This window comes from Tardiphaga sp. P4_G1, from assembly GCF_056401215.1.
The window spans coordinates 163,366-176,136 of record NZ_JBFUJU010000006.1; the positions used below are offsets into that span (position 1 = coordinate 163,366).

13 protein-coding genes and 1 pseudogene are annotated in these 12,771 nt (G+C 57.1%); 4 read left to right on the forward strand and 10 right to left on the reverse strand.

The annotated features are described in order from the left end of the window. Positions 1–532 precede the first annotated feature (532 nt). From AC1DUY_RS16080 to AC1DUY_RS16090, 3 genes are all read right to left on the reverse strand, one after another. Positions 533–826 carry a hypothetical protein gene (locus AC1DUY_RS16080; protein ID WP_184511672.1) on the reverse strand — a complete coding sequence of 98 codons (294 nt, stop codon included), beginning with the start codon at positions 824–826 and terminating at the stop codon, positions 533–535. Between the two features lie 464 nt (positions 827–1,290). Beyond that, complete coding sequence (locus AC1DUY_RS16085; protein ID WP_478115531.1) at positions 1,291–2,403, reverse strand: M20 family metallopeptidase; 1,113 nt, start codon at positions 2,401–2,403, stop codon at positions 1,291–1,293. 41 nt (positions 2,404–2,444) lie between these two features. Beyond that, a complete protein-coding gene (locus AC1DUY_RS16090) occupies positions 2,445–3,269 on the reverse strand; it encodes an IclR family transcriptional regulator (RefSeq protein WP_184511674.1) in 825 nt (274 codons plus the stop codon). Positions 3,270–3,348: 79 nt separating this feature from the next. On the opposite strand from AC1DUY_RS16090, the gene AC1DUY_RS16095 reads away from it, so the two are divergent. Then, complete coding sequence (locus AC1DUY_RS16095; RefSeq protein WP_184511675.1) at positions 3,349–4,641, forward strand: ArgE/DapE family deacylase; 1,293 nt, start codon at positions 3,349–3,351, stop codon at positions 4,639–4,641. 147 nt (positions 4,642–4,788) lie between these two features. On the opposite strand, the gene AC1DUY_RS16100 is transcribed toward AC1DUY_RS16095, so the two are convergent. Then, positions 4,789–5,265, reverse strand: a complete 477-nt coding sequence (locus AC1DUY_RS16100) for an SRPBCC family protein (protein WP_184511676.1) — start codon at positions 5,263–5,265, stop codon at positions 4,789–4,791. 38 nt (positions 5,266–5,303) lie between these two features. Further along, positions 5,304–6,167 (reverse strand): SDR family oxidoreductase, encoded by an 864-nt coding sequence (locus AC1DUY_RS16105; RefSeq protein ID WP_478115535.1) that lies wholly within the window; start codon positions 6,165–6,167, stop codon positions 5,304–5,306. A gap of 100 nt (positions 6,168–6,267) precedes the next feature. Between AC1DUY_RS16105 and AC1DUY_RS16110 the strand changes: the two genes are divergently transcribed. Further along, a complete protein-coding gene (locus AC1DUY_RS16110) occupies positions 6,268–7,155 on the forward strand; it encodes a LysR family transcriptional regulator (RefSeq protein WP_478115537.1) in 888 nt (295 codons plus the stop codon). 775 nt (positions 7,156–7,930) lie between these two features. On the opposite strand, the gene AC1DUY_RS16115 is transcribed toward AC1DUY_RS16110, so the two are convergent. From AC1DUY_RS16115 to AC1DUY_RS16135, 5 genes and pseudogenes are all read right to left on the reverse strand, one after another. Next, complete coding sequence (locus AC1DUY_RS16115) at positions 7,931–8,440, reverse strand: YciE/YciF ferroxidase family protein (RefSeq protein ID WP_315843506.1); 510 nt, start codon at positions 8,438–8,440, stop codon at positions 7,931–7,933. Between the two features lie 158 nt (positions 8,441–8,598). Further along, on the reverse strand, positions 8,599–8,997 hold the full coding sequence (locus AC1DUY_RS16120) for a host attachment family protein (RefSeq protein WP_184511679.1): 399 nt from the start codon (positions 8,995–8,997) through the stop codon (positions 8,599–8,601). A gap of 173 nt (positions 8,998–9,170) precedes the next feature. Further along, positions 9,171–9,433: pseudogene (locus AC1DUY_RS16125) on the reverse strand (hypothetical protein); the annotation flags it as partial. A gap of 39 nt (positions 9,434–9,472) precedes the next feature. Next, positions 9,473–10,444 (reverse strand): sensor histidine kinase, encoded by a 972-nt coding sequence (locus AC1DUY_RS16130; protein ID WP_478115539.1) that lies wholly within the window; start codon positions 10,442–10,444, stop codon positions 9,473–9,475. A gap of 295 nt (positions 10,445–10,739) precedes the next feature. Further along, positions 10,740–11,753 carry an alpha/beta fold hydrolase gene (locus AC1DUY_RS16135; protein ID WP_478115541.1) on the reverse strand — a complete coding sequence of 338 codons (1,014 nt, stop codon included), beginning with the start codon at positions 11,751–11,753 and terminating at the stop codon, positions 10,740–10,742. Between the two features lie 262 nt (positions 11,754–12,015). Here AC1DUY_RS16135 and AC1DUY_RS16140 point away from each other — a divergent pair, with 262 nt between their 5' ends. Both AC1DUY_RS16140 and AC1DUY_RS16145 read left to right on the forward strand, forming a co-directional pair. Next, positions 12,016–12,246, forward strand: coding sequence for a hypothetical protein (locus AC1DUY_RS16140; RefSeq protein ID WP_478115543.1), 231 nt, complete (start codon positions 12,016–12,018; stop codon positions 12,244–12,246). Positions 12,247–12,310: 64 nt separating this feature from the next. Beyond that, the gene (locus AC1DUY_RS16145) at positions 12,311–12,466 is read left to right on the forward strand and encodes a hypothetical protein (protein WP_184511684.1); all 156 of its coding nucleotides are present in this window, start codon (positions 12,311–12,313) and stop codon (positions 12,464–12,466) included. Positions 12,467–12,771: the final 305 nt, after the last annotated feature.

Consider the following 12,771-nt stretch of genomic DNA (forward strand, 5'->3'; position numbering starts at 1 on the left):
CCCATCACCGGGCTGGACGAACCCGGCTTTGCGACTCCGGAATGCGCGAATCGTATTCTAAATCGCAGGCTAACGCCCGCGCCAATACGCAATGACGGAGCCCTCGGGCTACCTACGATAAATAGGTTTTCGATCTTATTCTTGGCTTTCTTGAGAAGATACAGCAGCCAACGCGCCTGCAGGTCAACGTTTGACCAACATCTTCTTCAGGAGCCGATCGATCGCGAGGATATAGTCATCATGGCGACGTTTAGATAACGGGCGACGGAGCCCATGCTCGCTGCAACCGAGATTGACGTCGATATTAAGTCAACGTTTGGGTATCAATGCGTTGAGCGCATCCAACGCGGCAGCAGCGCTTGGCTCTACACAGCGCAGCTTGTCGACGGGCTGCGTCATCGGGGGAAATGCCCGTCGGGCCTAACCGGATTATCGACCTTGAAAAGATGCTGTCCGGCTGCTCAAAAATCATCACTATCTTTGAGAATAAGCTCACACGAAGTGTAAAGTGTGAGCCCTTAGTCCGAGAGGTTCATCGATCCCTCACTGGCGTATAACGGTGGCGCCACTTCGTGTCTTTGTCGACCGAGTGGTAAACCGGAGTGCCTTTGGGAAAGAGTGCTTGCAGCATGCCGAGGCGCGCGAACTCAATCGGCCCGCCATACTCAGCGGCCTGGATCAAGACGTGCATCGCGTTCTGCCACGGGGGAGTGTCGTGCGTTTGCTTTGGCAGCCGGGTGATATACTCGCCGGCGTCCTGCAGGGTGGCCAGCTTACCGCCGGCAGGCAGGACGATCGGATTCGGAAATCGAGTCGACCAGGACACAACGCAACTCCGCAACTGATGGCAGATTCAAGCGCGTCAGATAAGATTCGTTCCTGGGAGGCTCAGACCTTTCGATAGGCGGATCCAGCCGCCGGATGTCTTGTGTGAATCAAGAATTTATAACCACTCCGGTTGTGTTATCCTCCACTGGGGAACGGGGAGTATGCACATTGTTACATCGAACAATTCAATACGACGTGCAGGAGGTCCAGCCGGGGGCTTTGGCGCTGGAACATCTATCCGGGTAGATACGGGGGCCGGTCAAGTTTCGCTTGCGTGAACTGGCTGTTGAAGCGTGCCGGGGCGAGATCAACGATGGCATCGAACGGACCCGGCGACGGTCAGCTAGTCGCTAGCCTAGGTTTTTATTCTATAACGTAAGTATGCGATTCCGATTTTCTTGAAGCGCAGCGCGCCTCAAGGCGGGGTGCCGGCTTGAGACGCCCTTACCTCCCCACAAAAAGTTACCTGCAGATACGGTCTATAAGCTGGGTGTAGATGTCGAATGCCTCATCAATTCGCTCGACGTAGCAGAACTCATCGGTTTGGTGGCATTGCGCCGCTTCGCCGGGACCGATGACGACGGTTGGCACATTGTTAAACCCCGGCACCAAGGCAGAGGCATCGGTGAAGTAAGGAGCGCCGGCCGGCACAGGGGGAGCGCCCAGTCGAGCGGCCAGGATGTCCATCAATGGTTCAATCGCAGGCTCGTCGGGTGCAGTCGCGAACCCTTTGAAATCGGTGACCAGCTGTATCGATGCTTCAGCTCCCAATCGCTCTTGGATGTCTGCAATGAGCACCTGATGGTCATGTCCGGGCACTGTGCGAAAATCGACTGTAACGCCTGCCGAATCGGGAACGGAGTTGATGTTTTGACCGCCGAAGATCGTGGTGACCGAGGCGGTCGTCCTCCCTAGCAACGGGTGTTCGTTCTCAGGAAACTTCAGAGCTTCGATAAGTCCGACCCAGCTCGCAACCTTATACACAGCGTTTTCGCCCAGCTCAGGCATCGAAGAATGCGCTGTCTTTCCTGTGGCCGTGATTCTCAGCCTGACCGAGCCTTTATGCGCGATGATAGGAAGATTCGACGTCGGCTCCGCAACGATCAATAGCTCTGCGTCCCCAAGGGCACCCTCGCGTGCAAGGTGGAACGCTCCTTGGCACCCCGTCTCCTCACCTGCGGTGATGACCAGCGTGATGCCGCGTTTCAAGCGGCCTTTCTTGGTCGCTTCGACCGCAGCAACAACGAAGGCTGCGACGCCAGCTTTCATATCGCTGGCGCCGCGCCCGATGAGCTTGCCCTCACGGATCTCCGCCGCGAACGGCGGTGCCGACCACGACTTTTCTCCAAGCGGCACCACATCAATGTGGCCTGTGAAGACAAGTGGCTTTAGTGCCTCCGTGCCAGACAACCTGGCGACGATTGACGGCCGTCCCGGCGCGAACTCGTAAGCTGTAACGGCAAGGCCGGTATCCCGCAGCAAATCGGCAATATAACCTGCGCAATCCTTTTCTCTGCCGGGCGGGTTGAGGGAATCAAATCGCACCAAGGCTTGTGCAAGTTCAACGCTGTTCATTCGATCCTCACTCAGCTTTACTAAAGGGCTATCTCGGTCGGTCATCGTGCGTCGCGGCTGAAAAGCTTCGCGCCAATCTCAGCACTGACCTTCTTGATGAGGTCAAGGTGACGTGGCTTCGCACCTTCGACCAGCTGCGCAGTCAATGTCGTGATGCTGATGCTTCCGGCTAGATGTCCCTGGCGATCGAAGACAGGCACGCCCAATGCCGCCAGGCCTACAACGAAATCATCAACGGCCAGCTCCCAGCCTTGCTTTTGAATTCGCACGGCCTCGGCATTCAGGGTTTTGATGTTGGTCTGGCTTTTCGGCGTGCGTTTCGCAAGCTCAAGCGAAAGAGCGACGGATCGCTCTTCCGGTGAGATAAAGCCCAACAACGCGCGGGGCCCAGCTCCGCAATTAAGCGGCGCCCTTGATCCGACAGTGAACCAGGCGGCATCGACATTTGGAATGGAGGCTCGCACGCGCTCGACACAGATGGCGCTGCCCTCATGATGAACCCAAAGATAGGCAGTGGTACCAGTTGTCTCGCTGAGCTCGCTCAGCAAGGGCGCTGCAATCTCGCGCAGCTCCCTCCCCTTTTCCACGGAGGATGCGAGCTCAAGCACGCCAACACCGAGCGAATACAGACCGCTCGAGGGATCGTGATCAATCAGCCCGCTGCATTGAAGCGTATGAAGTAGTCGTCGCGCAGTCCCTTTGTCCAGATCGGCCGCTGCCGACAGTTCTGTCAAGGTTTGACGAGGTCGTGCGATATGGAAGGCCTTGAGGAGCGCGATGCCCCGGTCCAGTGCTCTTACGATGGGAACGCCTGGCTTGTCTGCGATCGTTGCCGACAGCCGTCCGGCAAGTGGGTTTTGTATCATGCTGTGACACTCTACATCATGTGTTGACACAAACAAGGGCCGTGGACCAAAATGTGCTGTCTCTCACCGGATGGCAGCCATGGTTCTCGACGATACGCTTCGCAAAAAACTGATTGCTTCGGTCGAAGACGGATTTGCCGAGCAGATCGCCTACACGCAGGATCTCATCAGGCTGCAATCCGTGCGCGGCGACGAATTCGTTATTCAGGACCGCGTTTTCAATGAGTTGCGTAATCGCGGATACGCGATGGAGCGCTTCGACATGGACCGTGAGGCCATCGGGCGGCATCCCGGCGGCTCCCCGTTCTCAGACGATCATTCACGCGCCCCGATCGTTGTTGGAACACATCGCCCGCGCGACGAAGCCGGTCGGTCCCTCATCTTGCAGGCCCACGTTGATGTCGTCCCGCCGGGACCAGAGAGCTTGTGGACCCATCCACCTTTCGACCCGGTGATTGAGGGCGACTGGCTCTATGGCCGAGGTGGCGCAGACATGAAGGCGGGCCACGCGGCGAACCTTTACGCTCTCGATGCGCTGCGCAGGATCGGGCTGCAGCCGGCTGCGACCGTCTATATTCAATCCGTCGTCGAGGAAGAATCGACTGGTAACGGCGCTTTGATGACGCATCTTCGCGGCTACAAAGCCGACGCCGTTCTCATTCCAGAGCCAGAAGACGAGAAGCTAGTACGAGCGAACGTAGGTGTTGTTTGGTTTCAGGTGGAGGTGCGGGGTCTACCCGTCCACGTCCGCGAGATGGGCACGGGTGCCAATGCGATCGACGCGGCTTACCGCATCATTGGGGAGCTCCGCAAACTGGAAACGGAATGGAACGCTCGGAAAGCGGGGCGTCCAAACTTTGAGAACGAAGAACATCCTATTAATTTGAACGTCGGCAAAATTGAGGGCGGCGACTGGGAGTCGTCCGTTCCCGCATGGTGTCGAATCGGCTGCCGCGTTTCGATCTATCCTGGCGTCAGTGCCAAGGAGGCAGCTGCTGAGATTGAGCAGCGAATTGCAAAATTCGCGCGGGAAGACTCGTTCCTTTCAAACATTCCCCCATTAGTCACTTTCCACGGCTTCCACACAGAAGGATACGAACTGCCGCCAGGCTCCGAGGCAGAAAAGGTGCTCGCGGATGCTCATTTAGGGGCGACTGGCAAGAAGCTCGAAAGCTTCATGACTGCCGGTTATCTCGATACCAGGGTTTATGCGCTCTACGACAAGATTCCCGCGCTATGCTACGGCCCCTACTCCCAAAACATTCATGGCTTTGATGAGCGCGTCAGTATTGCGTCTCTCAAGCGCATCACTACTGCGATGACACTTTTCATCGCCGAATGGTGTGGCGTTGAGCTTGCCACACCTGAGTGAGTAACAGGCAGCCCAGTTGAAAGACAACGTTCGCCTAACTTTCTTAGAGGCATTTTCATATAAAGGTTATGCGAATCTGACTTGCGCGGCCATGCCTTCTCGAAGGGGGCGCCTCCCTTAAGACAGCCCCCTTTATTTTGTGAACTCTCAGAGCCGCCCATCCGCGAGCAGCTCGCGGGTGCGCTTTAGTGTCGATAACAGGGCGGCTTTGTAGCCCTTATCCTCGCTGTCGAACTGCGCCTGCTCGGCTTGTTCCTCAGGGCCATGAGGCTTCTTCCCGCGTAAGCCGGTGTAACAGTAGAAGCGGAGCTGGAGCGCTCCGGCCTCATCCACGAACAACTCATTGATGATTACACCTTCGCGCGGACCGGTAGCCTGGAAAAAGGTTACCTTGCTTCCTTTCTCAAGCACGATGATCTCCCGCAGGTCTGCGCCGGCAATCGTGGCCTCCCGCACTAGGTGGGTTTCGCTTTCCTCGACGACGTCGCAGCGGGTGCACAAGCCCGGCGGCAGGAACAGGCGCGCATCGCGAGCCTTGAGCTCCAGGCCCTTCCAGGCCTGCTCGCGGGTGAGCTTGGTTTCACCGTCCGGATTTACCGGAACGGTAGCGGTCGAATAGATCATGATAGTTCTCCTTGGATTGGTAGACGACGTCGCGGGGGTTAAGCCGTGATCTGCGCGATGTGGTCGCGATACGAGCGGAGCGGACGGCCCAGCAGCTTGGTCAGCCGCTCGACGTCGCCAGTGTCCGGGACCATGCCTTCGGTCAGGAACCGTTCGGCCATCAAGCGCATGTCGAACGCCATCCAGCTCGGCATGAACTGGCGCAGGTTCTGCTCGAACGCGGCGGTGTCGTTGCCAGGGAAGGTGATCGTGCGGCCAAGGACATCCGACCACATCGCCGCTGCGTCTGCGCCGGTGAGCGTGTCGGGTCCGACCACGTTGATGTAATCGATCGGCAGAGGCGTGGACGATTGCTCACGGCGGATCAGTTCGATCGCGGCGACCTCAGCGACGTCACGTGCGTCGATCATGGCGAGGCCCTTGTCGCCGATCGGCATCGGGTAGATGCCGTAGCCGGTGACCAAGTCCTTGATCGTGATCTCGTTGTCCATGTAGTAGGCCGGACGCAGGATGGTGGCGCCGAGCTTCATCTGTTCGATCATCCGCTCGACACCGAACTTGCCTGCGAAGTGCGGGACGTTCACGTAGCGGTCGCTGTGGATGACCGACAGGTAGACGATCCGCTTGATCCCGGCCTCGCGAGCGACATTCAGCGCGATCAGCGCCTGGGTATATTCGTCGGCCACGACGCCATTCAGCAGGAACAGCGTGGTTGCGCCCTTCATGGCCGCGCGTAGAGAATCGACGTCGAGCAGGTCGCCTTGGACGACCTCCACACCGCCCGGAAATTTAGCCTTCGAGGGATCGCGGACGAGGGCGCGTACCGAGGCGCCGCGCTTTGCGAGCTGTTCGACGACATTGCGGCCGATGTTGCCGGTAGCGCCAGTTACGAGGATGGTCATGGGATATTCTCCTATTGGTTGATCACCCCCTGAATATGAGTGGTTCACATATGGTCCGATAGGCAGTATATTTGGACAGACAGTCTCATAGATGGAACAGATGGATCTACTCGCCCTCGCCGATTTCAACCTGGTCGCCCGCCATGGCGGGTTTGGCCGCGCGGCACGTGCGACGGGGCACCCAAAAGCAACCCTGTCGCGGCGGGTGGCAGAATTGGAAAGCATCCTCGGCCTGCGCCTGTTTGAGCGCGGCGGGCGGGAGTTGAAGCTTACTCAGGAGGGGCGATCACTTTACGAGCGGACAGGGACCCTGCTTACCGAGCTCGACGAGACGGTAGCCGCGATCGCTTCGGGCGGCGACAAGCCGCGCGGCAAATTGCGGATCAGCGCTCCCCTGCTGTTTTCACAGATTGCCATGGGCAGGCTGGCCGCTGGGTTTGCGCTCAAATATCCGCAGGTGCGGCTGGAGATCACGACCGAAGACCGGCCCGTCGACATGGTGGAAGAAGGTTACGACCTGGTCATCCGCATCGATCCAGATCCGGATGAAAGCCTCGTCGGACGAGCCTTTCTGCGCGATCGGCTGGTAGTCGTTGCGAGTTCAAGTTTGGCTCGACCTGCCGACTTGCCTGTCCCAGCTGTCGTGCGTGGAGCAGGCGGCCAGATCACATCCTGGGATGTAATAACACCAACAGGAAAATCGCGCATCACGGTCGATCCAGTCCTCTCTCTTTCATCGATTGTCATGGTGCGCGACGCGGTCCGCGCGGGCGTTGGCGCAGCACGCCTTCCGATATCACTCGTAAGTCATGATCTGACTGCTGGGACGTTAGTGCAGTGGGGCGACGTAGGCGGACCGGACATCGCTCTGTGGGCTCTTTATCCCTCTCGGCGGCTGCTGAGCGCTCGTGTTTCTGCCTTTCTGGACTACTTGAAAGAAGCTTTCCCGATGGGAACGCCGGACGAACTGGCCGCCTTCATGAAATAATGGAACGTCCTTTTGCGCGCTAATCGCTAGCCGCTTGGGAAGTTTACAACGATGCGGGGCATATATACGAAGCCCCACTCGCAGGCCTGCTTTGTTGCACGGCCGCGGCTTTTAGAGCGAGTTCAGCGGGTAGAAGCGATGCAAGATCGCAAAAATTTTTGGTTCCCCTCTTGACCGAGGATTGTAGAAATCTACATCGATTATCGCCTTCAAACGAAAGGAGTTAGGAGGCCCACATGACGACATCTGCCATGTCGATGAATGGAATCTACGCAAATTCCTTCCTCGCCAGCACCTTCACGCATCCGCGGGAAGTTCTCGCGAATCCCTTCTTAGACACTCTGCAAAAGCGATGCGTTCTTGCGGCTTGGGCATCAGATGCTTTTACGGTGGAGGGGAAGCCATGGTTACGCCAGATCCCCGGCTCCAATGGGACGGTCAGGATCGGCGATATTCTCGTAGCGCTCAGCTCACTTGATGAGGACGACAGTCCCCCACCGAAGATGTCGCGAACACCGTTGCCGAGAGCGCCGATACGTATCCGTGCCGTGGGTCAGACTGCACGAGAGGACAGACGCCGCCGATTAGCGGACCATCCATAAGGCCAACAGTTCACTAAATGCAAAAGCCGCCCGAGCGATCGCTCTGGCGGCTGCAAATTCCATCAGTGCTTCCCTAGCCGGAGACAGAGGCGGCCCTTCACGACGAAGTGCCCGCCATCTGGCGTCACGGGATTTTGCAGTGTCACCGTCGCGACCGACGATCGGTGGCGTCTTCAGGCCACCGCCTTCTTATTGACGCCCTTACGAAGCGCGATGGTATTCAGTTTGGTGTTGGCCGCCTTTTCTTCGTTAAGGTTGGTGGTCAGCAGCCGCACAACGTCGTCGTGACCCAATTCCTCTGCCCAGGCGATAAGCGTGCCGTAGCGAGCAATCTCGTAGTGCTCGACCGCTTGAGAGTTCGCGACGATGGCGGCGTCCAGGACCGCCTTATTGTCGATCTCGCCCGCCGTCTCCTTGGCTTCTTTGATGATACCGTCGATGGCTGGGCAATCCGTAGCGCTTGGCTCCTTGCCAAGCTTCTTGAAGACCTGTTCTAGACGACCTACCTGCTTCACGGTCTCTTCAAGATGCGACTTAAGGCCAGCGGCAAGATCCTGATTGGTCGCCTGCTCGATCATTTGTGGCAGCGCCTTGGTGATCTGGTTTTCAGCGTAATAGATGTCCTGCAAGCCGTGAAGAAACATGTCTTCCATGGTCTTAATGTCTTTAGTGAACAGACCCATCGAATCCTCCTGTTATCGATACCTGCCGTATCCGGCGGCGGATTGCGAACGCGGATTTCAACGGAGAGTTCCCCGTCGATCGGGCTCATCCTTCGCAATTCTTGGAACTCGCCAGAAAAAGGTGCCTGGTCCAAGTGGCCGGTCGAGGATCTCAAGAGCTACGCAGCAAGTATCGTCTTCTCGATATCCGCTATCGAGTGACCAGTCAGGTCCTTCGCGATTTCGCCGACCAGAGCCTCATCGAGCTTTTTGTGGTAATGTTTGCGCATCTCACCAAGTGTCTTCGGCGCGGCGATGATCACGATGTTGCTGAACTTATTTGTTAGCACCTGAGCATTCAGCATTTCGATGATGCCGGATGCAAAACCGTCTTCTTCCGCCCGACTCTGATCGGGGTTGGCGGAGCTGCTATTCTGTCCACCACTGCCGCTGACCGGCTCGACATCCTCGCCGGGAGCAGCGACCAAGCTCATTTCGGTTTCGGTGCCGACATTGCGGAAAAGGTTCAACTTTTCACCGTCGGCAACCGCAACGATGGTATCCGTTGGGAGGATCATTCTATTTCCTGACATGTTGAGTTTGGCGCCGTTGTCCAAGTTGGCCGCGAGCCATAGAGCAATACTTCCACCTTCGCGAAGTTCCCGCCTTGACTAAACGCTCAATAACCGTCGTGAACGCGCCGGAGTCACCGCACTTAAAGAATTGGCCCGCTTCACGGGCCAATTCGGTGTTAGCTGTCGTATAAGCTGCGCTCTTTCCGTAGTTCGTCGCTCCAAAAGGCTTACTGGCCGGATCGTAACCAGTCCTACCCGTCTTCTACCGTGAATTGACCGAAGATCGGTTCAAGATGCTGTCGAGGCGGGTGCGATCCGCGTCAGCTACCTTGCCTGAGACGAGCGTCCCGCCGCGCCGAACGCCTTCTGCATAAAGTGGCGCATCTTCCTTCGACACGCCGGCTTCGGTCAGAGCACCGACGACGCCGCCGGTCGCGGCGCGACGCTGCCGATAATCGCGATATGCCTTACAGGCTTGTCACGTAGCGAGCCGCTCTTTATCCAATTTTATTGTTACGACTACTCCTTCTTCCTGCCACTGACGGTCGATCGAGCCGCCGAGCTGGGCTGTCATGCTTCGTGCAACGAGTTTGCTTCCAAAGCCGCCAGCCCCAACTGGAGCGGAGACAGGAGGTCCGCCACGCTCCGTCCAGACGATGACGACTTCCCGGTCGGGGCTTGAACATGCGACGTCAAGCGTTCCCGTGGGGGAAGACAACGCACCGTACTTCAGTGAATTGGTAGCAAGTTCATGCACGACCATGGCAAGTGTCGTCGCGGACGCTTCTCCGACGCCCATACGTGGTACTGACACGCGAATTCGCCCGCTGAATGCACCGAGGTCGTCATAAGGCGCCAACAGCACGGTTAACAAGTCGCCGAGTAATGCTGCTTTGCCTTCATGCCCTGGGATCGGGCGGATAAGATCGTGGGCTCGCCCAAGAGCAGATAACCGCTGCGTCAACTCTTTCGCCATCTCGACGCTCGTTGTCGTCGACCGGGACGTGATGGCCGTAAGGCCCGATGCAATTGCCAGCAGGTTTTTAACTCGGTGGCTCATTTCTCCGGCGAGTAGTTCATGCCCCTCTTCGGCCTGCTTACGTCCGGTGACGTCGATAAAAATTCCGGACATTACGCGATCTCGGATGCCGGCGTCGTCGCCCTTCCCCCGAGCAGAGATCCATCTGATTTCTTCCTCTATGATGACACGGAAATCGATTTCATAGGGTCCAACAATCCCCCGTGTGGCGGCAAAAGCCGCCCTGACGCGGTCTCGGTCCGCAGGGTGTATATGAGCTGAAAGATCTTCGAAAGTTACGCTGTCGCTCCTTGGGACGCCCCAAAGGTCAAATGCTGCGTCATCCATTGTGAGTTCATCGGAGTCAACATTCCAAGTCCACAAGGTCACGCCTGCTGCGGCGATTGCTTCAAGAAGCTGCTCGAAATCCATCGCGTGCGCTTTTCCAGGAGCTTTAGGCACGGGGTTCCCCTCTGGGTGGTTGCCCATTTAAGCTAACAGTTCTTCGCCCTGCAGGGGAAACATTCACCGCTCGCAAATCGGCGACTACGCGTGCAACTTCGTCGTTATCGCCTTGTTGTTCTGCATGTTAAAGTTCTTTCTAATATTAATGATGGCGGGTATAGCGGGTTTGATTGCATTAGCAGCGCTTATCGTCCTCCTGTGACGGTGCTGATATGGGACGTAGTCCTAAACCGATCTTTCAGATCCCGCCGTCAGGTTGCCCTTACTTGTCGACGGCAGAGGCTGGGGTGCTGACCTCACCAATCGCATCGACGACGGATTGAGTTGCCGTCTGGTGCACCATGTGCCCGGTCTCCGGGATCGGGTGAAACCTGCTTTGCGCGACATCGTCATGTAAACGTCCAGACTGTGAGATTGGATCGATCAGACGATCATTTTGGCCTGCGATAATGGTTACAGGCATTGACAGCTCTTTATAATGAGCCTGAGAGCGGGTAGCATTGAGCACGAGCAAACCAGATTCTTCGGCCGCGGCGTGGATTTGAGAAGGGCGAACTGCCATCTCTTTCGGAAACCGCCTAAATTTGGCTGGCACTGCAGCCGGGCCGAACAGCTTGGCGACGAGTGCTGGCCACATTAACCGACTGACTATCGGCGATACGGTCACACTCATCAGATTACCGATGACAGGTGCAGCAGGCGCAGACATCGCGGCAAAATCCGGACGAAAGCTCGGGTAATAATACCCGGACACGAGCACAAGCGCATGTACCGAGGCAGGATGGCGTAATCCCATTGCGACCGCGACTGAGGCTCCCCACGAATGGCCAACAATAATTGCGTTCTGAATGCCGAGGCGTTCGAGAGCGATTTTAATCAGATCGGCCTGCTCGTTCGGACCCCACTTCACCGCGTTTCGAGGCCTGTTGGTGTGACCAAAGCCTGGTCGATCAAATACTACGACCCGATGATCGCGGGCGACCGCGTTGATCAATCCACTCGACTCAAAGTCCTGGATCATGCTCCCATTGCCGTGCAGCAGCACGACAGCTGGTCCGACGCCGCGCTCGATATAGTGCAGATCGACGCCCTCAACGTTGATGAATCTGCCAGTTGGTGGGTTGTCGCGCTCCGCCTTCTTTGCGAGGAAGCGATTGATAATAGCGGAAGCCACCAGGCCCGCTGTGCCGACGAGTGCCGCCGTCAAATAGGGATTGGTTGACTCTCCACGCGGTCGATTAACTCGTTGTCTTTGTGCCAGAAACATCATTTTCATTCTACAAATCGGAGGACCCACACGATAAGCGAATGCCGGCCTTTTCGTTCGCTTCTTGATCGACCTAATGCAAATAGGGTCGCGTTCCGTTGGACGCCCTGAAAGGCAGCCAGCTAGCAAACAGCAGCTCAATTGAATTTAATCGATTGGAACCGACATCGAAGCAGTTCGTTGTCCATCATCACCGCACGTCTGTGGCATATATCGGTGACGAGACCGCCTGTAGCGCTCCCGCCTTCTTAAGCACGGAGCGTCGCGTCTCATGAAAGATTTTCTGGCGTCGATCGAAAAGCTGCGGATAGATGCTGCAGAGGCGGGTCTGGTGCGGGATCTCGCGACAGATCCTACCAAACGCGCAATGTATGCTCGGCTGCATGATCAACTGATGCGCCTGGCTGATGAAGTGCAAAACGCATCCTTGCGATCTCCCGTGGCGCCGATGCAGCTGCAGCAGGTCGAACCAGAAAACTCAAAGACTCAAAGCCAGGCTTAGTTGCAGCGCCTGAAACAGAACTATTTGTACCTTCCGGCGTATTGATGCCGCGGAGGGAAATGCAATGCATACGAGGCGTACTGTCAGGGAACTGCGTGAAAAGGTCGAAAAGTATCGTGCTATGGCGCGGTTGGTTTCCGACCCGGAGGTCCAGCGCAACATTCTCCAGCTGACGGACGAATTGGAACAGCAGGCCCGCGACATTGAGCGCGGCAAGTAAGAACGCTGTGACCCGAAGAACGAAGGGTTAGAGGAGGATGAAATGAAGCTTGCACACACCTTCCGTGACAACGCCGCGAATTGCTCCCAGCTAGCCGATGTAGCGACCAGCCGCCCGGCGATCGCACGCTACAGACGAATGGAAAAAGCGTGGTTGGATTTGGCCGCCGAACAAGACTGGCTCGATGGCGAGACAGATCGGCCCCCTGCGCGCCACGTCGCATAGGATGTCACGGCTTTCGCTGCATCCGTCAGTGAATGAACTGCCTGCGGGCGTTGTCTGGAGTTTTAATGAGTATTGTTCAG

What these genes read in the sequence shown, in the direction of transcription:
- AC1DUY_RS16115 (WP_315843506.1), bottom strand. Translation starts at nt 8,440, where the DNA reads ATGGGTCTGTTCACTAAAGACATTAAGACCATGGAAGACATGTTTCTT.
- AC1DUY_RS16135 (WP_478115541.1), bottom strand. Translation starts at nt 11,753, where the DNA reads ATGAAAATGATGTTTCTGGCACAAAGACAACGAGTTAATCGACCGCGT.
- AC1DUY_RS16145 (WP_184511684.1), top strand. Translation starts at nt 12,311, where the DNA reads ATGCATACGAGGCGTACTGTCAGGGAACTGCGTGAAAAGGTCGAAAAG.
- AC1DUY_RS16090 (WP_184511674.1), bottom strand. Translation starts at nt 3,269, where the DNA reads ATGATACAAAACCCACTTGCCGGACGGCTGTCGGCAACGATCGCAGAC.
- AC1DUY_RS16140 (WP_478115543.1), top strand. Translation starts at nt 12,016, where the DNA reads ATGAAAGATTTTCTGGCGTCGATCGAAAAGCTGCGGATAGATGCTGCA.
- AC1DUY_RS16095 (WP_184511675.1), top strand. Translation starts at nt 3,349, where the DNA reads ATGGTTCTCGACGATACGCTTCGCAAAAAACTGATTGCTTCGGTCGAA.
- AC1DUY_RS16105 (WP_478115535.1), bottom strand. Translation starts at nt 6,167, where the DNA reads ATGACCATCCTCGTAACTGGCGCTACCGGCAACATCGGCCGCAATGTC.
- AC1DUY_RS16110 (WP_478115537.1), top strand. Translation starts at nt 6,268, where the DNA reads ATGGATCTACTCGCCCTCGCCGATTTCAACCTGGTCGCCCGCCATGGC.
- AC1DUY_RS16100 (WP_184511676.1), bottom strand. Translation starts at nt 5,265, where the DNA reads ATGATCTATTCGACCGCTACCGTTCCGGTAAATCCGGACGGTGAAACC.
- AC1DUY_RS16085 (WP_478115531.1), bottom strand. Translation starts at nt 2,403, where the DNA reads ATGAACAGCGTTGAACTTGCACAAGCCTTGGTGCGATTTGATTCCCTC.
- AC1DUY_RS16130 (WP_478115539.1), bottom strand. Translation starts at nt 10,444, where the DNA reads ATGGATTTCGAGCAGCTTCTTGAAGCAATCGCCGCAGCAGGCGTGACC.
- AC1DUY_RS16120 (WP_184511679.1), bottom strand. Translation starts at nt 8,997, where the DNA reads ATGATCCTCCCAACGGATACCATCGTTGCGGTTGCCGACGGTGAAAAG.